Origin of the sequence: Micromonospora sp. HK10 (assembly GCF_000982955.1) — a bacterium.
In the GTDB taxonomy this organism is placed as follows: domain Bacteria; phylum Actinomycetota; class Actinomycetes; order Mycobacteriales; family Micromonosporaceae; genus Micromonospora.
The window spans coordinates 18,727-44,316 of sequence record NZ_KQ058771.1 but is presented as its reverse complement, the minus strand read 5'-3'; the positions used below and the strand labels follow the sequence as shown (position 1 = coordinate 44,316).

23 protein-coding genes and 1 pseudogene are annotated in these 25,590 nt (G+C 74.3%); 12 read left to right on the top strand and 12 right to left on the bottom strand.

Annotation, left to right across the window (positions count from 1 at the left end; all coding sequences use genetic code 11):
* The first annotated feature begins 575 nt into the window (after positions 1 to 575).
* A complete protein-coding gene (locus LQ51_RS10360) occupies positions 576 to 1,361 on the top strand; it encodes a hypothetical protein (RefSeq protein ID WP_046564508.1) in 786 nt (261 codons plus the stop codon).
* 14 nt (positions 1,362 to 1,375) lie between these two features.
* On the opposite strand, the gene LQ51_RS10355 is transcribed toward LQ51_RS10360, so the two are convergent.
* Complete coding sequence (locus LQ51_RS10355) at positions 1,376 to 1,828, bottom strand: rhodanese-like domain-containing protein (RefSeq protein WP_046564506.1); 453 nt, start codon at positions 1,826 to 1,828, stop codon at positions 1,376 to 1,378.
* A 71-nt stretch (positions 1,829 to 1,899) separates the two neighbouring features.
* Here LQ51_RS10355 and LQ51_RS10350 point away from each other — a divergent pair, with 71 nt between their 5' ends.
* Positions 1,900 to 2,868 (top strand): helix-turn-helix domain-containing protein, encoded by a 969-nt coding sequence (locus LQ51_RS10350; RefSeq protein WP_197087637.1) that lies wholly within the window; start codon positions 1,900 to 1,902, stop codon positions 2,866 to 2,868.
* 17 nt (positions 2,869 to 2,885) lie between these two features.
* Here LQ51_RS10350 and LQ51_RS10345 read toward each other — a convergent pair whose 3' ends face one another.
* Both LQ51_RS10345 and LQ51_RS10340 read right to left on the bottom strand, forming a co-directional pair.
* On the bottom strand, positions 2,886 to 3,785 hold the full coding sequence (locus LQ51_RS10345; RefSeq protein WP_046564502.1) for a ribokinase: 900 nt from the start codon (positions 3,783 to 3,785) through the stop codon (positions 2,886 to 2,888).
* Between the two features lie 17 nt (positions 3,786 to 3,802).
* Complete coding sequence (locus LQ51_RS10340) at positions 3,803 to 4,702, bottom strand: ABC transporter ATP-binding protein (protein WP_046564500.1); 900 nt, start codon at positions 4,700 to 4,702, stop codon at positions 3,803 to 3,805.
* A gap of 75 nt (positions 4,703 to 4,777) precedes the next feature.
* On the opposite strand from LQ51_RS10340, the gene LQ51_RS10335 reads away from it, so the two are divergent.
* Together LQ51_RS10335 and LQ51_RS10330 are read left to right on the top strand one after the other, a co-directional pair.
* Positions 4,778 to 5,794: an ABC transporter ATP-binding protein gene (locus LQ51_RS10335; RefSeq protein ID WP_046564499.1), complete on the top strand. Its 1,017-nt coding sequence runs from the start codon at positions 4,778 to 4,780 to the stop codon at positions 5,792 to 5,794.
* Complete coding sequence (locus LQ51_RS10330) at positions 5,791 to 6,792, top strand: ABC transporter permease subunit (protein ID WP_046564498.1); 1,002 nt, start codon at positions 5,791 to 5,793, stop codon at positions 6,790 to 6,792. The genes LQ51_RS10335 and LQ51_RS10330 overlap by 4 nt, the downstream gene beginning before the upstream one ends.
* Positions 6,793 to 6,899: 107 nt before the next feature.
* On the opposite strand, the gene LQ51_RS10325 is transcribed toward LQ51_RS10330, so the two are convergent.
* Entirely contained in the window at positions 6,900 to 8,075 is a 1,176-nt protein-coding gene (locus tag LQ51_RS10325) for an ROK family transcriptional regulator (protein WP_046564497.1), read from the bottom strand.
* Positions 8,076 to 8,199: 124 nt separating this feature from the next.
* Here LQ51_RS10325 and LQ51_RS10320 point away from each other — a divergent pair, with 124 nt between their 5' ends.
* Complete coding sequence (locus tag LQ51_RS10320) at positions 8,200 to 9,651, top strand: glycoside hydrolase family 3 protein (protein ID WP_046564496.1); 1,452 nt, start codon at positions 8,200 to 8,202, stop codon at positions 9,649 to 9,651.
* Between the two features lie 28 nt (positions 9,652 to 9,679).
* Positions 9,680 to 10,876: a PP2C family protein-serine/threonine phosphatase gene (locus LQ51_RS10315; protein ID WP_046564495.1), complete on the top strand. Its 1,197-nt coding sequence runs from the start codon at positions 9,680 to 9,682 to the stop codon at positions 10,874 to 10,876.
* Between the two features lie 6 nt (positions 10,877 to 10,882).
* Here the strand turns inward: LQ51_RS10315 and LQ51_RS10310 are convergent, their stop codons facing one another.
* Positions 10,883 to 11,245 (bottom strand): STAS domain-containing protein, encoded by a 363-nt coding sequence (locus LQ51_RS10310; RefSeq protein WP_046564494.1) that lies wholly within the window; start codon positions 11,243 to 11,245, stop codon positions 10,883 to 10,885.
* A 415-nt stretch (positions 11,246 to 11,660) separates the two neighbouring features.
* Positions 11,661 to 12,368 (bottom strand): GNAT family N-acetyltransferase, encoded by a 708-nt coding sequence (locus tag LQ51_RS10305; protein ID WP_046564493.1) that lies wholly within the window; start codon positions 12,366 to 12,368, stop codon positions 11,661 to 11,663.
* Positions 12,369 to 12,484: 116 nt separating this feature from the next.
* Here LQ51_RS10305 and LQ51_RS10300 point away from each other — a divergent pair, with 116 nt between their 5' ends.
* The 4 genes from LQ51_RS10300 (at position 12,485) to LQ51_RS10285 (ending at position 15,121) form a co-directional block, all read left to right on the top strand.
* Positions 12,485 to 13,180, top strand: coding sequence for a response regulator transcription factor (locus LQ51_RS10300; RefSeq protein WP_046564576.1), 696 nt, complete (start codon positions 12,485 to 12,487; stop codon positions 13,178 to 13,180).
* A complete protein-coding gene (locus LQ51_RS10295; protein WP_046564492.1) occupies positions 13,173 to 14,201 on the top strand; it encodes a sensor histidine kinase in 1,029 nt (342 codons plus the stop codon). Before LQ51_RS10300 ends, LQ51_RS10295 begins: the two co-directional genes overlap by 8 nt.
* 64 nt (positions 14,202 to 14,265) lie before the next feature.
* Complete coding sequence (locus LQ51_RS10290) at positions 14,266 to 14,454, top strand: hypothetical protein (RefSeq protein WP_046564572.1); 189 nt, start codon at positions 14,266 to 14,268, stop codon at positions 14,452 to 14,454.
* Between the two features lie 148 nt (positions 14,455 to 14,602).
* Complete coding sequence (locus tag LQ51_RS10285; RefSeq protein WP_046564491.1) at positions 14,603 to 15,121, top strand: hypothetical protein; 519 nt, start codon at positions 14,603 to 14,605, stop codon at positions 15,119 to 15,121.
* A gap of 19 nt (positions 15,122 to 15,140) precedes the next feature.
* Here the strand turns inward: LQ51_RS10285 and LQ51_RS10280 are convergent, their stop codons facing one another.
* From LQ51_RS10280 to LQ51_RS31920, 3 genes and pseudogenes are all read right to left on the bottom strand, one after another.
* A complete protein-coding gene (locus tag LQ51_RS10280; RefSeq protein ID WP_046564490.1) occupies positions 15,141 to 15,872 on the bottom strand; it encodes a Clp protease N-terminal domain-containing protein in 732 nt (243 codons plus the stop codon).
* Positions 15,873 to 15,924: 52 nt separating this feature from the next.
* Positions 15,925 to 16,323: a hypothetical protein gene (locus LQ51_RS10275; RefSeq protein ID WP_156313029.1), complete on the bottom strand. Its 399-nt coding sequence runs from the start codon at positions 16,321 to 16,323 to the stop codon at positions 15,925 to 15,927.
* 466 nt (positions 16,324 to 16,789) lie between these two features.
* Positions 16,790 to 17,074 (bottom strand): annotated as a pseudogene (locus LQ51_RS31920) (hypothetical protein); the annotation flags it as partial.
* A gap of 235 nt (positions 17,075 to 17,309) precedes the next feature.
* On the opposite strand from LQ51_RS31920, the gene LQ51_RS10270 reads away from it, so the two are divergent.
* Both LQ51_RS10270 and LQ51_RS10265 read left to right on the top strand, forming a co-directional pair.
* Positions 17,310 to 18,647, top strand: a complete 1,338-nt coding sequence (locus LQ51_RS10270) for a hypothetical protein (protein ID WP_046564488.1) — start codon at positions 17,310 to 17,312, stop codon at positions 18,645 to 18,647.
* On the top strand, positions 18,644 to 19,225 hold the full coding sequence (locus LQ51_RS10265) for a flavoprotein (RefSeq protein WP_046564487.1): 582 nt from the start codon (positions 18,644 to 18,646) through the stop codon (positions 19,223 to 19,225). Before LQ51_RS10270 ends, LQ51_RS10265 begins: the two co-directional genes overlap by 4 nt.
* 106 nt (positions 19,226 to 19,331) lie before the next feature.
* Here the strand turns inward: LQ51_RS10265 and LQ51_RS10260 are convergent, their stop codons facing one another.
* From LQ51_RS10260 to LQ51_RS31165, 3 genes are all read right to left on the bottom strand, one after another.
* Positions 19,332 to 22,406, bottom strand: coding sequence for a VWD domain-containing protein (locus tag LQ51_RS10260; RefSeq protein ID WP_046564486.1), 3,075 nt, complete (start codon positions 22,404 to 22,406; stop codon positions 19,332 to 19,334).
* An 84-nt stretch (positions 22,407 to 22,490) separates the two neighbouring features.
* Positions 22,491 to 24,146 carry a glycoside hydrolase family 44 protein gene (locus LQ51_RS10255; RefSeq protein ID WP_046564485.1) on the bottom strand — a complete coding sequence of 552 codons (1,656 nt, stop codon included), beginning with the start codon at positions 24,144 to 24,146 and terminating at the stop codon, positions 22,491 to 22,493.
* A 232-nt stretch (positions 24,147 to 24,378) separates the two neighbouring features.
* Positions 24,379 to 25,590 (bottom strand): fibronectin type III domain-containing protein (locus LQ51_RS31165; protein WP_197087635.1); only part of this gene is annotated, 1,212 nt, incomplete at its 5' end.

Here is a 25,590-nt window from a genome sequence, read left to right as displayed (position 1 = left end):
GACACCCCACCCGCGTCCCGGGCCCGCGCCAGGGGCGGCACACCCCCACGCCCACTACCGACCTGATGACGCAAACGGATCGCACCACACCCCACCCATCGACACGTCATCCACGCCAGCCCCGCCAGGGCCGCCATACCCCCCACGCCCACTACCGACCTGATGACGCAAACGGATCGCACCACACCCCACCCATCGACACGTCACCCGCGTCCCGGGCCCGGCCCGTCGCCCGGCCGTGAATCAGCTACGTCATCAAGTCGGTAGCGAGTCCGAACCGACTGCCGCCCGGGCGAAACAACGGAGCGCAGCCGGGCCGCACCTGGCCCGCTGGACCGGCCCTGGAGGCGCCCCGGCAACGGACCCGACGGACGGCCCGGCGGCACCGAACTCTGCCGACGGGCCTGCGGTCCCGCCGCCAGCACCCCACCCTGCGGTCCCGCCGCCAGCACCCCCCTGCGGTCCCGCCGCCAGCACCCCACCCTGCGGTCCCGCCGAGCGAGCGGGGCAGGGAGGGCTCGATGAGCACCCGCGCCATCCGGCGGCGCTGGCCGGGACCACGCACACTGGTGGGCATGGCGATTCCCCTCCCCCGGCCCGGCGCCGTCGTCGGCCTCACCCGTTCCGCCCTGGACCAGGCGCTCGGCTCGGCCGCCGCGTTCGCCGGCGTACCGGCCCGCGCCTTCGCGGTGCTCGACGAGGTGGAGGCGCTGCTGCGCCGGATCAACGGGGTGGTCGACCGGATCGAGGAGACCCTCGACCGCACCGACCGGGTGCTCACCGACGCCGAGGGGGCGGTCCGGGAGGTCGCCGTGATCAGCGCCGCCGCGACCGAGGCGATCGGCACCGCGACCGAGGTCGCCGCGGCCGCGGCCGTGGTGGTCGGCGAGGCCGAGCGGGTCTCCGCCGCCGCCGGGGTGGTGGTCGGCGAGGCCGAGCGGGTGGCGCGGACGGCCGGCACGGTGGTGACCGACGTCGAGGCGGTGGCCGGGCGGGCCGCCGGCACGGTGGCCGCCGCCGAGCAGGCGGCCGGCACCGCCACCGAACTGCTGGCGGCGTACGAGCCGGCGCTGCGCCGGGCCGCGCCGATGGCGGCCCGCTTCGTCGAGCAGCTCAGCCCGGAGGAGGTGACCGCCGCGATCCGGCTCGTCGACGAGTTGCCGAAGCTCAAGGAGCATCTGACCGGGGACGTCCTGCCGATCCTGGCCACTCTGGACCGGGTCGGCCCGGACCTGCACGACCTGCTCGCCGTCACCCGGGACCTCAAGCTGGCCGTGGCGGGCATCCCGGGCCTCGGCATGCTGCGCCGCCGCGGCGAGCGGCTCACCGACGAACCGGACCGCGACGCCGCCGCGAACTGAGCGGCAGCCGCGGCTCAGCAGTCGCAGACCACGGCGGAGCGCGGCGCGGTCAGCTCGTCCACCCGGCGCCGTACGGTCCCCTCCGGGGTGACCACCGGCAGCCCTTCCCGGACCCAGTACTCGAAGCCGCCGATCATCTCCCGCACCGGCCAGCCGAGCCGGGCGAACTCCAGCGCGGCCCGGGTCGCCCCGTTGCAGCCCGGCCCCCAGCAGTAGGTGACCACGCTTGATCCGGGCGGCAGCACCGCCGCGGCCCGGGCGGCGATCTGCGCGGTGGGCAGGTGCACGGCCCCCGGCAGGTGGCCCTGCCGCCAGGCCGCGTCGCCCCGCGAGTCGACCACCACCAGGCCGGGCCGGCCCGCCTCCAGGGCGGCGTGCACGTCGCTGACGTCGGTCTCGAAGCTGAGCCGGGCGAGGAAGTGGGCGGCGGCGGTCGCCGGGTCGGCCGGCGGTACGTCGAAGGTCATACCTCGATCCTGCGGCTCGTCCCGCCGGTCCCGGGAGTGGCGTGATCGCCCGCCACCGCTAGCATTCCGCCATGGCTGCCGTGGACCGGAGCGTGGCGGTGCTCGCCTACCCCGGGATGTCCGTCTTCGAGACCGGCATCGTCACCGAGGTCTTCGGGCTGCCCCGGCCGGAGCTGGGCGTCGAGTGGTACCGGCTCACCGTCTGCGCGGAGCGCCCCGGGCCGGTGCCGGTGGTCGGCGGTGCCGCCCTGCACACCCCGTACGGCCTGGCGGAGCTGGCGGCGGCGGGCACGGTGATCCTGCCCGGGGTGCCCGACGTGACCGCCGACCCGTCGCCGGGGCTGGTGGCCGCGCTGCGCCGGGCCCACCGCCGGGGCGCCCGGCTGATGTCGATCTGCTCCGGCGCGTTCGCCCTGGCCGGGGCGGGTCTGCTCGACGGGCGGCGGGCCACCACCCACTGGCGGTACGCGGACCTGCTGGCCCGCCGCCACCCGGCGGTCACCGTCGACCCGGACGTGCTCTACCTCGACGACGGCGACATCCTCACCAGCGCCGGCAGCGCCGCCGGGCTGGACCTCTGCGTGCACGTGGTCCGCCGCGACCTGGGCGCGGCGGTGGCCAACGCGGTGGCCCGCCGGCTGGTCATCCCGCCGCACCGGGACGGCGGGCAGGCCCAGTTCATCGAGGCGCCGGTGAGCGTCGACCCGGACGACGACCGGATCTCGGCCAGCATGGCCTGGGCGGTGCGGCACCTGGCCGAGCCGCTGACCGTGGCGGCGCTGGCCCGGCACGCGCACATGTCGACCCGTAGCTACCTGCGCCACTTCGCCCGGGCCACCGGGACCAGCCCGATCCGCTGGCTGCTCGACCAGCGGGTCCGGGCCAGCCTGGCCCTGCTGGAGACGACCGACGCGCCGGTGGCGGAGATCGCCACCGCCGTCGGGTTCGACAGCCCGGTCACCTACCGGCACCACTTCGGCCGGGCGATGCGGACCGCACCGTCGGCGTACCGGCGGGCGTTCCGGGCCGGCGCGGCCTGAGGGCGGCGGCCCGCGGGTCAGGACGGCCGGGCGTAGAGCTCGTCGATCTCGGCCCGGTGGGGCAGCGCCACCGACGCGCCGAGCCGGCGTACGCAGGCCGCGCCGGCCGCCGCCGCCCAGCGCACCGCGTCGAGCAGCTCGCGCCCCTCGCCCCAGGCCACGGCGAGGGCGGCGGTGAAGGCGTCGCCGGCCGCGGTGGAGTCGACCACGTCCACCCGGACCGCCGGCACGTGGGTCGCGCCCCCCGCCCGGTCGACGTACCAGGCGCCGTTGCCGCCGAGCGTGACCACCGCCCGGGGCACCAGCTCCAGCAGCGCGGTCGGCTCGTCCGGGCCGCGGCCGGTCAGCGCGTACGCCTCGCTCTCGTTGACCACCAGCAGGTCCACGGCGGCCAGCAGCTCCGCCGGCACCGGCCGGGCGGGCGCCGCGTTGAGCACCACGCGGGTGCCGGCCGCCCGGGCCGTGACGGCCGCCTCCGTCACCGTCTCGACCGGCACCTCCAGCTGCGCGACCAGCACGTCCGCCTCGCGTACGGCGGCCAGCTCGGCCGGGGTGAGGCCGGTGAACGCGCCGTTCGCGCCGGGGCTGACCAGGATCGCGTTCTCGCCGGCGGCACCGACCAGGACCAGCGCGACCCCGGAGGCGCCGTACACCACCCGGAGCTGGCTGGTGTCCACGCCGGCGGCGGTGATCCGCGCCCGGAGCGTCACCCCGAAGGCGTCCGACCCGATGGCGCCGAGGAAGACGCAGGACGCGCCGGCCCGGACCGCGGCGATGGCCTGGTTGGCGCCCTTGCCGCCGGGGAGCATCACGAACTCGCTGCCCAGCACCGTCTCGCCCGGCCGGGGCAGCGCGGGGGCGGTGCCGACCAGGTCCATGTTGGCGCTGCCCACCACGGCCACCCGGGTCTGCCGCACGTGTTCCTCCGTCGGCTTCAGGCGGCCCGGGCGGTCCAGCGTTCGCCGGACCGCTCGACGACCAGGGGCAGGCCGAAGGTCTTCGACAGGTTGTCGGCGGTGAGGGTCTCGGTGAGCAGGCCCTGGGCCACCACCCCGCCCTCGCGCAGCAGCAGCGCATGGGTGAAGCCGGGCGGGATCTCCTCGACGTGGTGGGTGACCAGCACCAGGGCCGGGGCGTCCGGGTCGTACGCCAGCTCGGCGAGCCGGCCGACCAGGTCCTCGCGCCCGCCCAGGTCGAGCCCGGCGGCCGGCTCGTCGAGGAGCAGCAGCTCCGGGTCGGTCATCAGGGCCCGGGAGATCTGCACCCGCTTGCGCTCCCCCTCCGACAGCGTGCCGTAGGCCCGGTCGGCGAGGTGACCGATGCCGAGCTGGCTCAGCAGCGCCTGCGCGCGGGCCTCGTCGGCGCGGTCGTAGCTCTCCCGCCAGCGGCCCACGACGGCCCACGCGGCGGTGACCACCACGTCGACGACCCGCTCGTCGGCGGGGATCCGCTCGGCCAGGGTGGCGGTGGAGAGGCCGATCCGGGTCCGCAGCTCGTTGACGTCCGTGCGGCCGATCCGCTCGCCGAGCACGTGCACGGTCCCGGTGGTCGGATACAGCCGGCCGGCCGCGAGGTTGAGCAGGGTGGTCTTGCCGGCCCCGTTCGGGCCCAGCACCACCCAGCGCTCGTCCAGCTCGACCTGCCAGTCGACGTCGCGCACCAGCGCGGTGCCGGAGCGCTTGACGCCGACCCCGTCGAGGCTGACCACCAGATCCGCGTCCACGTGCGAGGGGGCGGCAGGGGCACCGGCGGCGCCGGGGATCAGGTCACCAGTCACCGCTCCATCCAACCACGCAGCCCGCGAGGTGCCCCCCACGGGCGGCGTCACCGCCATATGGTGGGTCGCCATGCCGTTGCCCACCTCGCCCGGGAGGTCGCTGATGCCCGATCGCTGCCAGGAGCGGCGCCGATGAGCGCGGTCATCGAGATCGCCGGGCTGCGCAAGTCGTTCCACTCCGCGCGTCAGGGGCGGCGGGTCGCCGTCGACGGCTTCGACCTGCTGGTCGAGGCCGGGCAGATCCACGGCTTCCTCGGCCCGAACGGCTCCGGCAAGACCACCACGCTGCGTGCCCTGCTCGGGCTGGTCGGGGCCGACGAGGGGCGGATGAGCGTGCTCGGGGCCAGCTCGCCCGAGCGGCTGCCGGAGGTGGCCGGCCGGGTCGGCGCGATCGTGGAGAGCCCGCAGTTCTTCGGCAACTTCACCGCCCGCAAGACGCTGCGGCTGCTGGCCGTCGCCGGCGGCGTGCCCACCAGCCGGGTGGACGAGGTGCTGGAGCAGGTGGGGCTGCGCGACCGGGGTGGCGAGCGGGTCAAGGGCTACTCGCTGGGCATGCGGCAGCGGTTGGCGGTGGCCTCGGCCCTGCTGAAGAACCCCGAGCTGCTCATCCTCGACGAGCCGGCGAACGGCCTGGACCCGGCCGGCATCCGGGAGATGCGCGACCTGATGCGGTCGCTGGCCGCGGCCGGGGTCACCGTGCTGCTCTCCAGCCACATCCTGGCCGAGATCCAGCTGATCTGCGACCACGTGACGATCATCAGTCGCGGCCGCCGGGTGGCGCACGGCCGGGTCGACGAGGTGCTGGCCGGCTACGACCAGCACCAGTGGCGGGTCGTGGTGGCGGCGCCCGACCGGGCCGCCGAACTGCTCGGCATGGCCGGGGTGTCGGTCACCACCCTCGCCGACCAGCTGGTGGTCACCGGTGTGGACGACCCCGAGCTGATCAGCCGCACCCTGGGCGAGCAGGGCCTGTGGGTACGCGAGCTCGTCCCGCTCCGGCCGGACCTGGAGAGCGTCTTCCTGGAGCTGACCGGCGCGCACCCGCAGCCGGCGGTGCCCCGTCAGGTGGACGGTGGGGTCCCGCCCGAGGGGCCGGACGGCCCGCTCATCGACCTCGACGTACGCGAGACCCGGGAGGTGGGCGCGTGAGGCTGGTCCGTGCCGAGGTGGAGCGGCTGGCCGCCCGCCGCTTCGTGCAGTTGATGGTGGTGTTGCTGCTCGCCGCCTTCGCGGTGACCGTGGTGACCACCCTGGCCGGGTCGCACCGGCCCAGCGTGGCCGAGTTGACCCGGGCCCAGGCGCAGGCGGCCGAGGCGGTACGCGAGCTGGAGATGCAGCACGACCGCTGCCTGGCGATCAAGGCGGGCACGACCACCCCGGTGGAGACCGACTACATCCCCCGGGACTGCTCGGAGGTGGACCCGGCGCTGATGGAGCGGCTGCCCACGTCGGCGGACTACCTGAGCGGGGTGTTCGTCTTCGGCCACGAGGCGGAAGGGCTGCTCTACTTCCTCATCGCGTTCCTGGCCCTCTTCGGGTTCCTGGTCGGCGCCTCCTACATCGGTGCGGACCTGAACTCCGGTGGGGTGGTCAACCTGCTGCTGTGGCGGCCGCAGCGGCGGGCCGTGCTCGGCGCGAAGCTCGGCACCCTGCTCGGCGCGGTGCTGGCGCTGGCCGCCGTGGCGTCGGCGGCGTACCTCGCGGTGTTCTGGCTGATCGGCCAGTTCGCCGGGCGGCCCGGGCAGCCGGACTGGGCCGCGCTCGGGGTGACCCACGGGCGGGGCTTGGTGCTGGTGCTGCTCACCGCGGCGCTCGGCTTCGCCATCGCCACGCTGGGTCGGCACACCTCGGCGGCGCTCGGCACCGTCGCGGCGTACCTGGTGGTGTGGGAGCTGGGTGCCCGGCTGGTGTTCGACATCCTCTCGGTGAGCCGCCCGGAGCGGCTGATGCTCTCCACCTACCTGGGCGCCTGGCTGGCCGGCGAGGTCCGGTTCTTCGACAGCGCGTCCTGCGCGAGCGTGACCGAGACGTTCTGCGACGCCTCCTACACCATCGGCTGGGCGCCCGGGATGGTGGTGCTGGTCGGGCTGACGGTGGCGCTGGTGCTGGCCGCGTTCGCCGCGTTCCGCCGGCGGGACCTGATCTGAGCCGCCGGTGCGGTCCCCCGAGGGCCGTACCGGCAACTCCTTGCAGGCCATCGCCGCGTCGTGAAGAATTCCTTCACATGGTGGCAGGGGTGGCGGGCGACGGGCGGTCAGCCGACCGTCGAGCCGAACACCTCGTCGCGTACCGCGTCCAGCGCGGTCCGCAGCGCACCACGCAGGATCGGCTCCTCGGTGAGACCGGTGCTGACCACCCGCGGCCGGACCAGCGTGATCGCCGCCACCTCGTGCTGCACCCGCTCGGCCAGCGCCGCCCCACCGGCCCGCCCCACCTCGCCGGCGAGCACCACCAGCGGGGGGTCCAGCACCACGCAGGTGCTCGCCACGCCGAGGGCCAGCCGGCGGGCCAACTCGTCCAGCATCGGGCCGCCGGCCGTGCCGGCCGCGATCGCCGCGCGGACCGCGTCGGCGGCGTGGTCGGCCGGGAAGCCGTGCTCGGCGGCCACCGCCCGCACCGCGTCGGCGCCGGCGAGCTGCTGGAACGCCGGCTTGGCCCGCTTCGACACGTCCCGCGGGATGGGTGCGCCGGGCACCGGGAGGTAACCGATCTCGCCGGCCGCACCGCTGCTGCCGTGGTGCAGCCGCCCGCCCAACATGATCGCCAGGCCGACACCCGCGTCCACCCAGACCAACACGAAGTCCGCGGTGTCCTGGGCGGCGCCGGACTGCGCCTCGGCGACGGCGGCCAGGTTGACGTCGTTCTCGAAGACCACCGGGATGCGCAGGTCCTCGCGGAGCGCGGCGAGCAGCCCGCTGTGCCAGCGCGGCAGGTTGAAGGCGAAGGTGATGTCGCCGCTGCCCGGGTCCACCAGGCCGGGGGTGCCCAGCACCACCCGGCGCACGCTGGACAGCTCCGCGCCGGCGCTGCTGGCCGCCTGCACCACGGCGTTGTGCACCACACCCACCGGGTCGTCGGTGTCCTTCGTCGACTGCTCGGCGCGGCCGGCGACGGTGCCGGTGATGTCCGCGCAGGCGGCCACCACCCGTTCGGCGCCGACGTCCACGCCGACCACGTAGGCGCTGCCCGGGCGGACGGCGTAGAGCTGGGCGTTCGGGCCCCGCCCGCCGGCCTGCTCGCCCACCCGGGCGACCAGCCCGCGCTCCTCCAGCCGTTCGACCAGCTGGGAGGCGGTGACCTTGGACAGCCCGGTCAGCTCGCCGAGCCGAGCCCGGGTGAGCGGCCCGCGCTCGAGGAGCAGCTCCAGCGCCGCGCGGTCGTTCAGCGCCCGCAACAGGCGGGGGGTGCCGGGCAGCCGGGTCGCACTCATGCCACGTCCTCAATTTTCAGTAAAGTTTGCTAACCACCAAACGCCTGCGGCGGGGCGCCCGCTAGCGTATCGGCCACCCCGGTAGGGAGTCGTCGGACGACCCGGCAGGGAAAGGGGAAGACTCGTGGGATCCGATCCGGGACTGCGCCGCCTCGCGCTGGGCACCCTGCTGGCCGCGTACCCGGGACCGGTCCCGCCCGACTGGGCGGTCGACCTGCTCGCCGAGGGGCTCGCCGGGCACACCCTGTTCGGCACCAACATCCACGACCCGGCCCAGGTGGCGGCCAGCACCGCCGCGCTGCGCGCCGGCCGCCCCGACGTGATCCTCGCGATCGACGAGGAGGGCGGCGACGTCACCCGGCTGGCCCACGCCACCGGCAGCCCGTACCCGGGCAACGCGGCGCTCGGCGCGGTCGACGACCCGACCCTGACCCGCCAGGTGTACGCCGCGATCGGCGCCGAGCTGGCCGCCCTCGGCCTCACCCTCGACCTCGCCCCCACGGTCGACGTGAACACCGCCGACGAGAACCCGGTGATCGGCACCCGCTCGTTCGGCGCCGATCCGGCCCGGGTCGCCCGGCACTCGGCCGCCGCGGTCGCCGGCCTCCAGTCGACCGGGGTGGCCGCCTGCGCGAAGCACTTCCCCGGGCACGGGGCGACGGTCGCCGACTCCCACTACGAGCTGCCCACCGTGGACGTGCCGCCGGCGGTGCTGCGCGAGCGGGACCTGCCCCCCTTCGCCGCGGTGATCGACGCCGGGGTCCGGGCGATCATGACCGCGCACATCCGGGTACCGGCGCTGACCGGCGAGGGGCCGGCGACGTTCAGCCGGGCGGTCCTGGTCGACCTGCTGCGCCGCGAGTACGGCTTCACCGGCGCGGTGATCACCGACGCGCTGGAGATGAAGGGCGCCGCCCTGGCCGCCGGCGGGACCGGTCCGGCCGCGGTCCGCGCCCTGGCCGCCGGGGCGGACCTGCTCTGCATCGGCGCCAAGGTCGACGCCGGGCTGGTCGAGCTGGTGGTCACCGAGATCGTCGGCGCGCTCGGCGACGGCCGGCTGGACCGGGCCCGGGTCGAGCAGGCCACCGGCCGGGCCGCCGAGCTGGCGGGCTGGCGGCCCGCCGCCGCCGTCCCGGTCGCCACCGCGGACGGCCTCGGGTACGCCGCCGCGCTGCGCGCGGTCCGCGTCGAGGGCGACCTCACCGGCCTGGTTCGGCCGCTCGTGGTGCAGGTGCACGCCACCTCCACCATCGCCGAGGGGCGGGTGCCGTGGGGGCTGGGCCCGCACCTGCACGGGGTCGAGGAGGTCCGCGCCGTCGCCGGCGAGACCGCACCGGACGAGCTGCGCCGGCGCGCCGGGGACCGGCCGATCGTGCTGGTCGGCCGCCACCTGCACCGGCTGCCGGGGGCACGCGAGCTGGTCGAGTCGCTGGCCGCCGCGCACCCGGTGACCGTGGTCGAGATGGGCTGGCCGGGCGACTGGCGGCCGGCCGGCGCCCGCGCCTTCGTCAGCACGTACGGCGCCAGCCACGCCAACGGCCGCGCCGCCGCGGAGGTGCTCGGTCTGACCGGCTGAACCGGGCCCTGGTGGGTATCTGATCCAGATGGCCACCACCGAAGCCTGGCTCCGCGCCGTCGCCGACCTGCTGTCCCGGGCCCACCGCATCTCCCCGGACCGGTTGCCGGAGGTGATCGACGAGGCGCTGCGGCCGCTCGGCGTCACCGCCACGGCGTACCTGGTCGACGTGGAGCAGGATCTGCTGCGCCCGGTGGCCGCGCCGGGCCGGCCCCGGCCGGAGCCGCTGCCGGTGGACACCAGCCTGCCCGGCCGGGCGTACACGGAGGTGCGGATCCGGGCCGGCCAGGACGGCCGGCTCTGGGTGCCGGTGGTGGACGGGACCGAGCGGCTGGGTCTGCTGGAGTTCATCCTGCCGGCCGGGGCGGACCCGGACGACGACAGCGTGCGGGACGGCGCGCGGGCCGTCGCCGGGCTGATCGGGCACCTGATGGCCGGCAAGCTGCGCTACGGCGACGCGCTGCACCGGGCGCGGCGCAGCAGGCCGATGACGGTCTCCGCCGAGCTGCTCTGGCAACTGCTGCCGCCGCTGACCTTCGCGACCGACACGTTCGTGGTCAGCGCGGTCCTCGAGCCCTGCTACGAGGTGGGCGGCGACGCCTTCGACTACGCCCTGGACGGTGGCCGGCTCACCCTCGCCGTCCTGGACGGGGTCGGGCACGGCCTCCCGGCGACGCTGACCACCTCGGTGGCGCTCGCGGCGCTGCGGGCCGCCCGGCGGGTCGAGCCCGGGCTGCCGGAGCTGGCGGCGGCCATCGACGCGGCGCTGCGCAGCCAGTGGACGGACGGGCGGTTCGTGACCGCCGTGCTGGCCGAGTTCGACCTGGACAGCGGGCGGCTGCGCTACGTCAACGCCGGCCATCCCGCCCCGGTGCTGCTGCGCCACGGCCGGGCGGTGCGCGCGTTGACCGGCGGGCGGCGGCTGCCGCTCGGCCTGGCGCCGGCCACCACCACGCCGGACGAGGTGCGGTTGCAGCCGGGCGACCGGTTGCTGCTCTACACCGACGGGGTCACCGAGGCGCGGAACCGGGCCGGGGAGATGTTCGGGCTGTCCCGGCTGGCGGACCTCGCCGAACGGCACACCGGGTCGGGCCGGCCCGCGCCCGAGACGCTGCGCCGGTTGATCCGCGCGGTGGCCGCGCACGCCGACGGCTCGTCCCGCGACGACGCCAGCCTGGTGCTGCTGGAGTGGTCCGGCGAGGCGGCCGCGCGGGTGGAGCCCTGAGGCGGCTCAGCGCAGCCTGCGCCACCCGTGCCCGGCGTTCGAGGTGTCGTCGCCCGCGCCGCCGGGCAGGCCGAGCAGGACGTCGACGGCGGTGATCCGGAGCACCCGGGCCACCACCGGCCGGGGCCGGGTGGCCCGCAGGGTGGCGCCGCGACCGACGGCCTCCGCCGCCGCGCGGAGCAGGGCGGCCACCCCGGTCGAGTCGACGAACTCGACGGCGCCGAGATCGACCTCGACCGCCACCAGGCCGGGCCGCTCCAGCACCGCCGCGAACGCGCGGTCGAACGCCGGCACGCCGGCCAGGTCGAGGTCGCCGGCCGGGGCGACGACCACCCGTCCGGGCCCCGCGTACCGCGTACCGATGTCCATGACCCGCCCGTCTCCCCGCGCCGTCGCCGCCGCCCGGAACCCTACCCACCGGGTGCGTCACCCACCCGTGTTGATCGTGTTCGCGTCCTCTCATACGCGCGGCGGGCCGGTGCCGCCGCGGCCGGTCACCCGCCGGCTGCTCGACATCACCTGTACGCTCCGTCACCAGTCGGTCCGGGGGCGATTCCAGCCTTATCGCAGGTCAAGTCCACTACCGGACAGCGGGAACCCGATCGACACCCCTTGCTCACACCATTTTCGACACCTAGCGTTACCAGGAACGGGACCTGGGAGGAGAAGGCTGCGGACCGTGGATCCGGCCCGGGATCCACGGTCCGCGCCCGTTGCCCGTCCCCCGGTCCGGCGAGCGCCCCCGGCGCGACCCGCCGCCCCGATGCCGCGCCGCCCCGACGATTCAGCGCGGGAAGACCCCGAACGACGTCCAGCCCCGGTCCGGGAAGCCGGCGGCCTCGGCGACCCGGGCCGAGGCGTGGTTGCCGGCGTCGTGCAGGTAGGTCGGGACCGCGCCCTCGTCGAGCACCCGGCGGGCCGCCCGGGCCACCAGCCGCCGGGCCAGTCCCCGCCCCCGGGCCGCCGGCACAGTGCCGACGGCCAGCTCATGCCCGTACGCGTCGTGCCGTTTGATGCCGGCGCCCGCCAGGTAACGCCCGTCGTCGTCCCGGACCACCAGCACCTCCCGGTCGAAGAGGCGCAGCCAGGGCGGCAGCCCGGGCCCGGTCGGCGGCTCCCACCCACCGACGTCGGGCAGCCGGGCCGGGGCGGTGCACCAGCGGAACGAACCCGTGTGGGTGGCGAACTCGGGAGCGCCGACCGTCGCCGGCAGCACGGGCAGCAGGTCCGCGGGCGCCCGCTCGCGGACCAGGGCCCGGACGGCGTCGACCCGGTCGGGCGGCACCGACAGGACGGCGCAGTCGGGCGCGGCCACCGCGATCGCGGGGCGCAGCCGGCCGTCCCACGCCGGCCGGGCGCGGCGGTGCGATCGGACCACGTGCAGCCCCGGGCCCGCCGGCCACTGCCCGAGCCAGGTCGCCAGGTGCAGGAACAACCGCCGGTCGAGCACCGCGGCCACCTCCTCCCCGCCCGCCGTCGCATTCGTGATCACGGTACGCCGGGCCGCGCGGGCCGGCGCGACCGATCCGCGGCGGCCGACGTAAGAACCTGGCAATGGTTCGGCCCGCCCCGACGTGGCTAGGCTGGCCGCGCGACGGGAGGTACGTGGTGACGCAGCGGGTGCTGGTGGTCGACGACGACCGGACGGTCGCCGACGTGGTCTGCCGCTACCTGACGCACGCCGGTTACGAGGTCGACCACGTCGGCGACGGGCTGGGCGCGCTGGCCGCCGTGGCCCGCCACCCGCCGCACCTGGTGGTGCTGGATCTGATGCTGCCGGGGCTGGACGGGTTGGCGGTCTGCCGCCGGCTGCGGGAGCGCCCGGACGGCGTACCCATCGTGATGCTCACCGCGCGCGGCGACGAGGCGGACCGGGTGCTCGGCCTGCAACTCGGCGCCGACGACTACCTGAGCAAGCCGTTCTCCCCCCGCGAGCTGGTGCTGCGGGTCCAGTCGGTGCTGCGCCGCGCCGGCGGCGAGCCGGCCGCCGTACCCCCGGCGGTGCTGCGCGACGACGGCCTGGAGGTGGCGACCGGGCCCCGGGTGGCCCGCCTGCACGGCCGGGAACTGGCCCTCACCGTGCGCGAGTTCGACCTGCTCGCCCACCTGATGCGCCACCCGGCGCGGGCGTTCCGCCGGGCCGAGTTGCTGGACCGGGTGTGGGGGTGGAGCTTCGGCGACCAGTCCACGGTGACCGTCCACGTCCGGCGGTTGCGGGAGAAGATCGAGGTCGACCCGGCGAACCCGCGACGCATCCTCACCGTGTGGGGCGTCGGCTACCGGTACCGGCCGGCCGATGCGTGACCTGGCGCTGATCTTCGGGGCCGCGCTGCTCGCCGCGCTCGCGGTCGGGCTGGCCGGCGCGGTCGCCCTGCGGCTGCTGCGCGGCCGGTCGATCACCGGGCACATCTTCGTGCTGCTGACCATGACGGTGGCCGCGGTGGCCGCCGGGGTGGCGGTGGTCGCCGAGGCGATGTTCCTCTCCCGGCACGACCTGGAGGTGGTGCTGATCACGGTCTCCGCCGCCGCCGTGGTGAGCCTCGCGGTCGGGCTGCTCTTCGGCCGTCGGCTCGCCGCCGCGGCGGTCTGGGCCGACCAGGCGCGGGAGCGGGAACGCCGGGTCGAGAAGGGCCGCCGGGACCTGGTCGCCTGGGTGTCGCACGACCTGCGCACCCCGCTCGCCGGGCTGCGGGCGATGGCCGAGGCGCTGGAGGACGGCGTGGTCGGCGACCCGGTGACGGTGGCCGAGTACCACCGGCGGATCCGGGTGGAGACCGACCGGATGACCCGGCTGGTGGACGACCTGTTCGAGCTGTCCCGGATCAACGCGGGCGCGCTGCGGCTGTCGCTGTCGGCGGTGCCGCTGGGCGACGTGGTGTCGGACGCCCTGGCCAGCACCGCGCCGCTGGCCGCCGCCCGCCGGATCCGGCTGGTCGCCGGCGAGTCGGGCTGGCCGACGGTGGTCGCCAGCGAGCCGGAACTGGCCCGCGCGGTGGGCAACCTGCTGCTCAACGCGATCCGCTACACCCCGGACGACGGTACGGTACGGGTCGATGCGGGCCGGGACGCGGACACCGCGTGGCTGGCCGTGGCGGACACCTGCGGCGGTATCCCGGAGGGCGACCTGCCCCGGCTGTTCGACGTGGCGTTCCGGGGTGAGCCGGCGCGTACGCCGCGCCCGGGCGACGGCGGGCCGGAGGGATCGGGCGGGTTGGGCCTGGCCATCGTGCGCGGGCTGGTTGAGGCGCACGGCGGGCGGGTAGATGTGCAGAACGTCACCGACGGCTGCCGGTTCGTCCTCCGGCTGCCGGCGGCGGGAACCTGACGCATCGATCGCGCGTCATATTCATTTCCATACATGGACACCTTTCTCTGGGACGGTAATGGTCATGCCGATTCAGCCGAATGACCGGTACCAGCAGGACACCGAACGCAGCTGGGGGGCCGTCGAGGACCCCGGGCGGTTTCCGGCGCAGGCCCGTTACCGGGAGGCCCGGGCCGGGAGCCGGCTCTCCTGGGCCGACGTGAACGCGCTGCCGGCCCGGGTCTCCACCCGGAACGGCCTGAACACCCGCTGAGCCGCCCGCGGTCGGCCGCCCCGCCGGGGCGACCCGCCGGCGGAGGAAAGCGACGACACATCCCCGGCGCTCCGAGCCGGCGTTGGAACACCTGTCGGGTAACGTCTTCTGGTCCGAATCCCGGCCAACGACAGGAGATGCTCCCCGCATGGGCAAGAAGACGATCCACGTCTCCGACTTCAGTGGTCAGCTGCTGAGCCCCGACGACGAGGTGGCCAAGGTCGTCGTGCTCGAGCACCCCGACCTGGTCGCCGGGCCCGTGCAGCTGGACGCCACCCCGCTGGAGGTGGAGAGCATCGACGACGCGGCGCTGGACGTGGCAGTGGTGGAGATCCACGACCGGCACGGCGACGGCGAGCCGCGCCGGGTGGTGCTGACCGCCAGCGAGTTCGACGCCATGGCCACCGACGTACCGATGGCGCAGCTGCTGCGGACCGCCGAGCGGGTCAAACCGCCCAAGGCCCGCCGGGGCGCGGAGAAGGTCGACTACGGCACCATCGAGCACGCCGGCAGGCCGCACCGGGGCCGGGTCACCGAGGAGGAGGCCCGGCTGGTCCGGGAACGGCTCGACGAGGTCAACAAGCGGCTCGCCGACGCCGGCATCCGCCAGGTCGACCCGGCCGATCCCGAGCACGCCGCCCGGTACGGCTTCCCGACCGCCGACTGACCACCGGGCGGGCCGCCGGTCAGGCCATTTTCCGGGCGATCTCGGCCAGCGCGCTGCCGATCGCCGCCTCCATGGCCTCCTTCTCCAGCCCGAGGCCGGCGAGCACACCGTCGCCGCCCTCCTCCTCGAGCAGGGCGAGCAGGATGTGCTCGGTGCCGATGTAGTTGTGGCCGAGCCGCAGCGCCTCGCGGAAGGTCAGCTCCAGGACCTTCTTGCCGCGCGCGTCGTAGGGGATCAGGTCCGGCACCTGCTCGGCGCGCGGCGGCAGGGTCGCGGTGACGGCCTCGCGGAGCCGCTCCGGCGACACCCCGCGGGTCTCGATCAGCTTGGGGGCGAGGGCGTCCGGCTCGGCGAGCAGGCCGAGCGCCAGGTGCCCCGGGCCGATCTCGGCGTTGCCGGCCGCCCGCGCCTCTTCCTGCGCGGCCACCACGACCTGGCGCGCCCGGGGGGTGAACCGGCCGAAGCCGGCGTTGGGGTCCAGCGCCGCCGCCGTCTCGGCCTTGGCGGCCGAGCGCTTCTGCGCGGCCTGCTTGCTGACACCCATGCTGCGGCCGATCTCCGTCCAGGAAGCGCCGGAGCGGCGGGCCTGGTCGACGAAGTGACCGATCAGATGGTCGGCGACGTCGCCGAGGTGGTCGGCGATCACCACGGCGTCGGCCAGCTGGTCGAGCGCGTCGGTGCGCGCCTTCTTGATGCCCTCGATCAGGTCGTCGAGGCGTACCGGGTGGGTCATCTTGAAAGGTTCGCTCATGCGTCAACCATAGGTTGACGATATCGCTCCGTCAACCCTTGGTTGACGTTTGTCAGGTGCCGAGCCGGTCCACTCCCCCGGCCGCGTTACGCGCCGTGTACGTCCAGTCCGTCGACGCGTCGGGGAACGCCATGACGAAGAACTTGGCCGCCCCGCTGCCGCTGGGCATGGCTCGCGCCGGCACCACGACCGGATCCCGACCGCGTGCCGAGGCCTCCACCGAGCCGACCGTCTCCCGCAGCGGCCCGTACGCGAACTCCGTGCCGCCGGGACCGGTGCCGTCCAGGTAGGCGCCACTGCCCGGCTCCGCGACGGCCCAACCGCCGCACCCACCGCTGTAGCTGCTCTTTCCCGCCGCGTCACGCAGCTCGAGGCAGAGCTCACCGGACTCGTTCCGGAAGGAGACCAGAGTCCAGCCGCCGCCGTCCACCACACCGGAGGCGAGCGTCACGGGCTCCGTGCTCCGGTCGCTGGAGCAGCCGACGAGCCCGACGCAGGCGACCGCCACAACGGTCAGCCCGGCCAACCACATGTCCCGGTGACGGCCGCTGCCCTCGACTGGATGCCCCGGTTGCCTCCGCGCCACCGCACCCCTCCGCGTCCGTCCACAGCGTCGTACCAGCCCGTCGGGAGAACGGTACCGGTGAAACGAGACGGTCTCCTATGGCTCGCCCGCCCAGTTGCATCCCGCACCTACGGGTGAGGTCGGGCGCGGCGACGGTCGGGCCGGCGCGCGGCGGGGCCGCTCCGGGGAAGGAGCGGCCCCGCAGCTCGACGTTCAGCCCATTCGATCGGTCCGGCCGGCATCGAGGATCACCTGGTACGAGCTGATCCGCACCGGTGACAGCGTCAGTCGCTCGTGGGCGAGCAGCGCACCCGTCGCCGGGTCGAAGATCAGCAGAGACTGCGCATCGTGTTCGTGCGGGCCAACCGAGGAACCGGTCGAACATGTCGGCGGCGCTGCCCGTGACGCTCGGGTTGAGCCGGTGCAGGTCGTCGATCGCGTCGTGCAGACAGCCGGCCAGGTAGAGGAACAAACTCACCCGGGCCTCCCGGTACTCGGCCAGCAGCGCGAGCTTCGCCGCGCCGCAGGGCCACGGCTGCCCGCAACGGCGGCACAACCACAGCGGACGCATCGGCAGGTGGTCCACCTCGGCCGGCGCGGACCGGTCCACCGCGAGACGGCGGCGCTGCCCGGTCACGGCCGGCCACCCTCGCGTTCCGACCTGTCGCCGATCGGTACGTCCATCTGGATCTCCCTGCCGTGAGGTTGCCGCTGGCCACCGCACACCGGTGATCGGTGTCGGCAGGTCCAGGCTGGCTCGGGCGACGCACGGGCGGAATGCCTCGCCGGTGCACCGGCAGTGCACCAGCCGTCACCCCGGGTGCGGATACCATCACCTCCACCGATGACTGCCCGTTCCGAAAGGACGTGCGATGGCTACGGTGACGACCTGGACCGGCCGGGACGCGAACGCGCTCCGCAATGCGTTGCGGATGAGCGTGACCGCCTTCGCCGAGCACCTCGGCACGGCACGGCGGACCGTGGCCACGTGGAGCAGCCAGGGCGACAAGGTGCTTCCCCGTGCGGACATGCAGGCCGCACTGGACACCGTGCTGTCCCGAGCCACGCCTGAGGTGCGGGAACGCTTTGCGGCGCTGCGGGTGGGTGGCACCGGCAGGGCCACCGCAGATGCCTTGCGGTCGCCTGCCGGCACGCACGCGGATACTGGCGAGGACGGAGTTGGTGACTCGGGTTCGGATGGTGACGTGCGACGCAGAGAACTCCTGCGCGGGGCGGCGATCGGCGTCGCCGCCGCCCCTGACCTCGCACCGCTGCTCGACGCGCTGTGCTCGCCTCGGCACCCGGACGCTGCGCCGCTGTCCCTCTCGCACTTCAACCGGGCCGTCGCCGCCGCCAAGGCCGACTATCAGGCCTGCCGGTACGAGCGCGTACTCGATCGGCTCGGGACACTCCTGCCGTCCCTGGAACCGGTGCGGTCCAGCGCGGAGGGCGAGCGACGGCAACGGGTCGAGGTCGTGGCCGCCGACCTGTACCACGTCGTCGGCAGCGTCCTGCTCAAGCTGGGCGATCGTGGGATGGCTCTGGTGGCAGCCGAACGCAGCACCCGGGCCGCTGCCCTGAGTCAGGATCCGGTGGCGACCGCCGCAAGCGCCCGGATAATGACCCACGCGCTGATGGGCAACGGCCACGACGCCCAAGCGGTGGCGCTCGCCGGTGGTGCCGCCCATTCGCTCGACCGGGACACCCGCCTCGCGTCGGCCGATGCCGTGGCCGTCTATGGCGCTCTCGTGCTGCGAGGGGCCATCGCCGCCGCCCGCCGGGACGACCGGGACACCGCACACGCGATGCTCGACGAGGCGACCCGCGCGGCGAGCCGCCTCGGCTACGACGGCAACGACCGGTGGACCGGTTTCGGCGTCACCAACGTCCTGCTGCACCGGGTCACCATCGCGCTGGCCCTCGGTGACGCCGGGACAGCCATCGCGATCGCCCGCACGGTGCCGCTGGAGAAGGTGGCGCTGGCCGAACGCAAGGCGTCCCTGTTCGTCGACGTGGCACGCGCCTACACCCGCTGGGGCCGCTACGAGCACGGCCTCGCCGCGCTGCGCACCGCGTACGAGGTGGCACCCGAGGAGATCCGGTGCCGACCGACGGTCCAGCGCATCGCCAAAGACCTCGCCATGCTCACGAACGGGCCTGCCCGCACCGCCGCCGTCGGCTTCGCCCATAGCGTCGGGATCCGGTTGTGACCGGCGGTCACCTCCGGATCGTCGTCTGCGGCGCCGGTCCGGCCACCGACGTGGCCCAGCTCGTCACGGCGGCCCAGGAACGATCGTGGACAACGGCGGTCACCGCCACGCCAAGCGCGCTCGACTTCATCGAGCCCGAGGCGCTCGAAACCCTCACCGGGCATCCGGTCCGGTCGACCTACCGGTCGTCACCCAGCACCGGACGGTGCCTTCCCGCGACCGACGCCCTCATCATCGCGCCCGCGACCTACAACTCGATCAACAAGGCAGCCCTCGGTCTGGCCGACAACTACGCCCTGACCTCGGTCGCCGAGCTGATCGGCAGGCGGGTGCCGACCGTCATCGTCCCGTTCGTCAACGCCGCCCTCGCCGCGCGGGCACCGTTCCGGCACGCCGTGGCCAGCCTCCGCGACGAAGGGGTACGCGTCCTGCTAGGTGCCGAGGACCAATGGGAACCGCACCCGCCCGGCAGCGGCAACGAGCGACAGAGAGCCTTCCCCTGGCTGGTGGCTTTCACGACAGCGGTCCGGCTCGCCGCCGAATCTCGGTCTGCAGCCGCCAGCCAGCCCCGATCGTGACGCCGTCCGGACCTACCATTTCTGCCAGTCGAGCTGGCGGTGTTCGCTGACCACGGGCCGGGTCGTCAGCATGCCCGCACACCACCCTGGACAGGCCGCGTCGCCCTCAGCGCACCGCCAGCGTGACCTGCCCGGTCGCCGCCCCGGACGGGTCCACCACCAGCGTGTACGCCCCGGCGGCCGGCAACACGGCCGGCCCGAGTTCACCAGCCCCGTTGATCACGCAGCCGGTGCTGACGGTGCTGCCGTCCGGCGCGCGCAGCGCCAGCACGCCGCACTGGTCCGGCAGGTTCGAGGCGGTCGCGCGCACCGTCACCGACGTGCCGGCGGCGGCGGTGAACCGGTAGCCGGTGACCGCGCCGGGCCGGTCCACGGTGGCGACGACCGGCGGCCCGCCGAGCGTGACCTTCGCCTCCCGGTCCCGGCTGGTGACCAGCCGCAGCGTGGTCGCACCGGTGCCGCGTTCGGTGGGGTCGACGACCACGGTGTACGTCCCGTCGGCGGGCAGCAGCGTGCCGTCGATCTCGCCGGCCCCGTTGATTACGCAGCCGCTGCGCAGTTGCCGTCCCTCGGCGTCCCGCAGCTCCAGCGGTGAACACTGATCGCTGAGCGTGCTCGCGGGCACCTCCACGTAGACGCGCTCGCCCTTCCGGCCGGTGAACCGGTAGCGGGCCCGCGCGCCGGGCTGCTCGACGGTCGCGGTGACCGCCGGGCCGTTCGGTTGCACCGTGCCGTCGCTGTCCCGGGCCACGTACACCCGCACCGCGGCGCGGCCGGTGTCACCGGGTGCGGCGGTGACCCGCAGGGCGTACCTGCCGGTGACGGTGAGGTCGACGCGGTCGACGTACCCGCTGCCCTTGATGTTGCAGCCGCTGGCGACCTCCCGGCCGTCCGGGTCGGTGAGCAGGTACGGCGAGCAGCGGTCGCCGATGCCCGGTGCGGTGGCGTCGACGAAGACGGCGTCCCCGGCGCGACCGGCGAACGTCAACGGTTCGCCGCCGGGAGTCAGGGTGGCGGTGGCGACGGGTACGGCGGTTATCGGGGTGCCGGCCGGCGGGGCGACCCGTTCGGTGCTCGCGCCGGCCACGGCGAACTCGGGGCGTCCGCTCACCGCGACGTCGAAGACGCACTCGGCGAGCTGCGCCGGGGCGGTGACGCCGGCCCAGCGGCAGATCTGCTCGGCCGTCGCGCGCCGGGCCGGGTCGAGGTCGCCGGCGGTGACCTCCCGTTCCGGGAACGCCCGATCGGTGAACGTGCCGGTGTCCTCCCCGTCGTCGTAGTGCAGCAGCGAACGGTCCGCGGTGATCCGCCAGCTGTCCGCGTACCCGGGATAGAGCTTCCCGAACGGCGCCGGCTGGGCCAGCGCCGGGCCGGTGGCGGGCGCGATGTCGTCGGCCGGGTCGCCGTCGAAGTCGCCGAGCAGGCCGCGTACCTTGCCGGCCCGGCCGTCGGCGAGCCGGACCAGCACCCGGTAGCCGTAGCGGCCGATCTGGTCCACCGCCGCCGCCGAGCCGTCCGGCCAGGTCACGTCGTACCCGTCGGTGGGGCCGGTGTCCGACGGGCGGCGGGTGAGGCTGCCGCCGCCGGCCAGGTCGGTGCGGTCCGGCGGCGCGGGCCGCGACGCGCCGTCGACGTGCACCCGGGTGCCGCCGCCGGTGAGCGTCAGCGCGACCCGGTGCGCGCCGACCCGGAACGCGACGGCCGAGTTGACCGAGGCGGTCCGGGTGCCGGGCATCGGCGTCTGGCGGACCTGCACCTCCAGCGGGTCACCGGCGGTGGCCGCGACCAGGGTGAACTCACCGACGGCCTGGAAGTCGTAGCTGACCCGGTCGAAGGTGACCAGGTGCGGGTCGCCGTTGCTGCCGCCGCAGTCGGCGCCGTCCTCGCAGAGCTTCACCGGCCCCTTCGGCGGGGGCGTCTTCTTCGCCGGCTTCTTGCACTCGTCGAGGCTCTTCGGCAGCGGGTTCCCCTTGTATCCGGTGCGCGGCGGCAGACCCTTCGCCGCCCGGTAGCGGTTCTCCGCGAACGTCGCCTTCACCTCCGCGGTGGGGATCCCGGTGCTGCCGCACTGGCCCGGCGGGACCGCGTCGCGGGAGATGTCGTCGGCGTGGTTCAGCTCGTGGTAGAGCGCCGCGCACGGGTCCCGGGCCACCCCGTCGTCGTACGGGTCGGTCGAGGTCGGGTTCCAGGTGACCGTGGACGAGCCCTTGCCGTCGGCGCTCTCCGGCGTCTCGAACGCGCCCGAGCCGCCCGGGGTGGGGATGATCCGCACCTTCGGGCTCTTCTTGTCCTTCAGCCTGGGCAGCAGGCCGGACGGGTCGCCGCCGGGCTCGGCGAACCCCTTGAGGCAGCCGTCGACCGCCGCCTGGAAGTCGACGCCGCTGACCGGCACGCCGGCGGTCGGGTCGACGGTGTAGTCCGCGCGGGCCGGCCGGGAGCTGCCGCCGACCAGTGCGCCCACGGCCACCAGCAGCAGGGCCACGGCGGCGGCGGTCGGCCGCCGGCGGCGGGCCCGCAGCAGGATCACGAGCGCGCCGAGGAGCAGCACCAGCAGCGCTCCGACGGCCGGCCAGAGCCAGCGAGGGCCGGACGGGCCGCCGGCACCGACCGTGAACGCGGTGCTCCGCAGTGCCGTGGCGCCCGGGCAGAGGTTCGTCGCGCCGGTGACCGGCAGCGTCACGTAGCCGGCCGTGACCTCGTACCGGCCCGGAGCGCCGACCGGCCAGAGCGAGTCCAGGCCACCGCCGTCGCCGGTGGCGGCCACCGAGCGGAGCACGACGTCCCCGGGCGCGCCGCCGTCGTGCAGCCGGAGACCGGTGAGCGGCACGGTCGCGGTCGCGCCGGGTTCGACAGTGGTCAGGCCGGCACCGGCCGCGGCGGTGATCCCGTCGTCGTGGAAGCTGCGGGTGAGCGCCGGCGTGAGGTCGCGCCCGTCCCGGCGTACGCCGGTGATCTGGACGGTGCCGACGGCGCTGGTGGGCAGCGCGCACGCCGAGCCGGTGGAGTTCGTGACGGTGAGGTCGAGGCGGACCTGGTCGCCGGCGCGGTAGTCCGCCTGCCCGGGGCGCAGCGCCAGGCCGAGGCCGCCGTCGGCGGGCGCCGCGGCGGCGCTCGCCGCCGGAGCCAGCAGGGCCGTCACCAGTACGGCGAGCCCGGTCACGGAGCGCAGCGTCCACCTCATGGTGGGGACTGTAGGGGCGCGGACCCGCGTTTTCCCTGCTCTGTCGGGGACCGGTCGGACGAGCGGCCCGGCGGGCCTCGCCGGTCAGCGTCGGCGCTGCGGCAGGACGAGCAGCGTCACGGAGTTCGCCGGGTACGTCGCGCTGACGCCGCCCCGGGTCACCCGCAGGTCCTCACCGCGGACGATCGAGGTGAGATCGGCCGGACCGTAGCTGAACCGCTGCGCCTTGTCGCCGCCGTGGAACCCGGTGAGCGCCAACCGGGACGTCAGATCCCCGCCCGTCTTGTTGACCACCATCACGGTGAGCGCCTTGTCGGACGAGCGCTGCGCGGCGTAGACCGCGAGCTGCCCCTGGTCGCTGCTGACCGCCGACACGCTCACGTCGCCGAACCTGCTCCTGGCGCCGTCGTAGTTCCGGTACATCCGGAACGCGTACGCGCCGGGGTCGGTCGGTCTGGGCTCACCCCAGATGGTGGCCAGGTCCAGACCTTCGCGCCCGAAGATACCGAGCACGTCGGCCTGGGCGAGCGCCCCGTTGATGTCGTCCAGCGCGCCCCAGTTGTATTCGGTGATGGCGACCTTGGTGCCGGGGTAGTACTGCGCGACCCAGGCCTTCATCTGCCGGATGAACTGCAACGGCGGCGCGTTCACCCCGCCGGGACCGATCCACGACTCGTCCACGTACGTGGGATCCCACAGCGACCGGGTGGAGCGCAGCCGCAGCGCGTTGGCCTCCGGGTCCTTGCCGCCGCTGATCTGCGGGTAGTAGTGCTGATCGAAGTAGTCGAGGAAGCGTTTCCCGCCGTGGGCGTCGCTGAAGTCCTTCATGTTCTTCAGGTACCACTGCGACAGGTTCAGCCCGCCGTGCGCTGCCGCGTCGGCACCCGGCGCGCAGCCGTCCAGGCCGGACGCCAGCCACTCGCAGTAGCCCCAACCGGACGGGCCGAGCACGGCCGCGCGCGGGTCAGCGGCCTTGATGGCCGCGGCGGTCGCCGTGCCCTTGCTGCCCAGCTCGTCGTAGCTCACCGGCTCGGGATGCACGTCGCGGTGGGTGGAGCTCCACAGCACCGGCTCGTTGTCGAGTTCGTAGATCGGTACGCCGCCGCGGGCCGCCGGGCCGAACTGGTTCACGAGATGGGACACCAGCTCGCCCGCGAACGACGCGTCCGCCGGGACCGAGGTGTCCGTGGGGACGGCCCCGGTCAGGTTCGTGTCGGCGTGCCGCCCGTTGCCGCAGTTGGGGTCCCACTGGTCGAACGAGTCCTGCTCGGGGAAGCGGGTGGCCGGGAAGCCGCAGGCGAACGGGTGCGACGAGGGCGAGTCCTTCGCCACCCAGCCGATCAACGGCACGGTGACCACCTGCCGGGTGCCCGCGTCCCGGTTCCGCTGGACGAACGCCTCGAGCGTGTTGTCGGGCCCGGCCACGATGTTCTCGAAGTACCAGTCGCTGCCGGTGTTGTAGGTGTGGTTCTTGAAGTTGTAGCGGCTGCTCGCGTTACCGCCCCAGCGCGCCACCGGCGTGCCGAGTTCCGCGACGAGCGCGGGGTCGCCACCGTTCATGCCGTAGATGTCGGGGCTGATCGGGTGCCGGGCGGCGGACACGTCCACGGCCAGGGTGAGCCCGGTGGCGGCCGCCGCCGGGCCGGCGACGGCCGGGGTGGTCAGCAGCCCCGCCACGAGAGAACCGGCCACCCCGATCACCATGGTCGGACGTGGCTTGCGCGGTCGTCGCACACCCATCGGAAACTCCTGCCGCCGATCAGCCCGGGACGGGCCAAGCTCGCATATATATTACCCTTCGTCTATATCAAGTCAATTGAACTACATCAATTGATCCGTCGATGGCGCCGCGTGCCCGGTCCGTCCGAGGACTCCCGCCCGCAGCCGGGCGGCACGGTCGGGGACGACACGCGGCCGACGGGACCGTTGCCCCGTCGGCCGCGTGTCGAAAGAGGTCAGGCCCGAAGTCCGATCAACACCTCGACGCACCCGGATAGACCCGGTATCCACCCCAGTAGAGGTTGGCCTCCGACTCGAAGCGATCCGGATCGGCCAGGTAGAGGCCTACGAAGGTCTGCCAGTTGTCGTACCTGTTCCACTGCATGGAGTGCACCTGCTCGTGCCAGAGCAGGTCCGGGCCCTTGTCGGCCGCGGTGGCCGCGTCGTACCTCCGCCGCAGGATCAACCGCTGCTGAACCTCGCAGACCAGTTCCTCCTCCAAGCTCTCGGGACCCGAGATGTAGAAGAGGTAGTCACCCACCGTCATCGACTGTGATCGTCCGAGCTTGGTGGGCGGCGGCTTGCCGTAACAGATCGTCTGGAACCAGTCGCCCCGACATTGCAGGCGATTGTTCAGGGCGTAGCCGAGGGCCAGGACGTTGCTGCCGTTGGTGGTGTTCTTCCCGCGCTTCGGACCGTTGGTGTACGGCACCGGCCGGTACGGGATCTCCTGCCGGATCGTGGTGGCGAAGGCCTCACCGGACAGGTTCTGGACGGAGACCCTGAACTCGTACGCCCGCAGCGGCGTGAGGTAGTCATAGAAGGTGAAGCTGTTTCCCAGGATCGAGGCCGGATACTTCGTCCAGCTCGTCTGCCCGTCGCTGACGTTGCGGTAGTAGATGTTGTACCAGGCGTCGACCGGTTCGGGGACGTCGTCATTTCGCCACCAGTTCAACATGACCCGGTTGACGCCGGCCGAGCTGAACAGGCCGGAGGGGGCCTTCGGTGCCGGTGGCATCGGCCGGGCCCGGACGGTGTTGGAGAAGCCGCTGACGCCGGAGAGGTTCGTCGCGGCGATCTTCCACTCGTAGGTGTGCCCGTTGATCAGCAGGTCGCCGCTGAAGGAGCAGCACGTGGTCACCGGATAGGGCAGCTTCTGCCACGACTGCCCGGTGGTCACATCCCGCTGGTAGATGAGGTACCAGACGTTCGGAGTCGAGCTGGCGGTCCACGTCAGTGCCACGCCCCTGCTCTTGGCGGTGGCGGTCAGACCGCTGGGTGCGGACGGGAACGGCGGCATCGGTCGCGCGCTGACCGTGTTCGAGTATCCGCTGGCCCCGGCGATGTTCGTGGCCCGGATCCGCCACTCGTAGGTGTGCCCGTTGGCGAGCAGCTTGGCGGTGAAGGAACAGCAGGTGGTCACCGGGTACGGCAACTTCTGGAACGACTGCCCCGCCGTCACGTC

Coding starts and splice junctions, on each gene's coding strand:
- LQ51_RS10360 (WP_046564508.1), top strand. CDS start 576: ATGGCGATTCCCCTCCCCCGGCCCGGCGCCGTCGTCGGCCTCACCCGT.
- LQ51_RS10355 (WP_046564506.1), bottom strand. CDS start 1,828: ATGACCTTCGACGTACCGCCGGCCGACCCGGCGACCGCCGCCGCCCAC.
- LQ51_RS10350 (WP_197087637.1), top strand. CDS start 1,900: ATGGCTGCCGTGGACCGGAGCGTGGCGGTGCTCGCCTACCCCGGGATG.
- LQ51_RS10340 (WP_046564500.1), bottom strand. CDS start 4,702: ATGGCGGTGACGCCGCCCGTGGGGGGCACCTCGCGGGCTGCGTGGTTG.
- LQ51_RS10335 (WP_046564499.1), top strand. CDS start 4,778: ATGAGCGCGGTCATCGAGATCGCCGGGCTGCGCAAGTCGTTCCACTCC.
- LQ51_RS10325 (WP_046564497.1), bottom strand. CDS start 8,075: ATGAGTGCGACCCGGCTGCCCGGCACCCCCCGCCTGTTGCGGGCGCTG.
- LQ51_RS10315 (WP_046564495.1), top strand. CDS start 9,680: ATGGCCACCACCGAAGCCTGGCTCCGCGCCGTCGCCGACCTGCTGTCC.
- LQ51_RS10310 (WP_046564494.1), bottom strand. CDS start 11,245: ATGGACATCGGTACGCGGTACGCGGGGCCCGGACGGGTGGTCGTCGCC.
- LQ51_RS10295 (WP_046564492.1), top strand. CDS start 13,173: ATGCGTGACCTGGCGCTGATCTTCGGGGCCGCGCTGCTCGCCGCGCTC.
- LQ51_RS10290 (WP_046564572.1), top strand. CDS start 14,266: ATGCCGATTCAGCCGAATGACCGGTACCAGCAGGACACCGAACGCAGC.
- LQ51_RS10285 (WP_046564491.1), top strand. CDS start 14,603: ATGGGCAAGAAGACGATCCACGTCTCCGACTTCAGTGGTCAGCTGCTG.
- LQ51_RS10280 (WP_046564490.1), bottom strand. CDS start 15,872: ATGAGCGAACCTTTCAAGATGACCCACCCGGTACGCCTCGACGACCTG.
- LQ51_RS10270 (WP_046564488.1), top strand. CDS start 17,310: ATGGCTACGGTGACGACCTGGACCGGCCGGGACGCGAACGCGCTCCGC.
- LQ51_RS10260 (WP_046564486.1), bottom strand. CDS start 22,406: ATGAGGTGGACGCTGCGCTCCGTGACCGGGCTCGCCGTACTGGTGACG.
- LQ51_RS10255 (WP_046564485.1), bottom strand. CDS start 24,146: ATGGGTGTGCGACGACCGCGCAAGCCACGTCCGACCATGGTGATCGGG.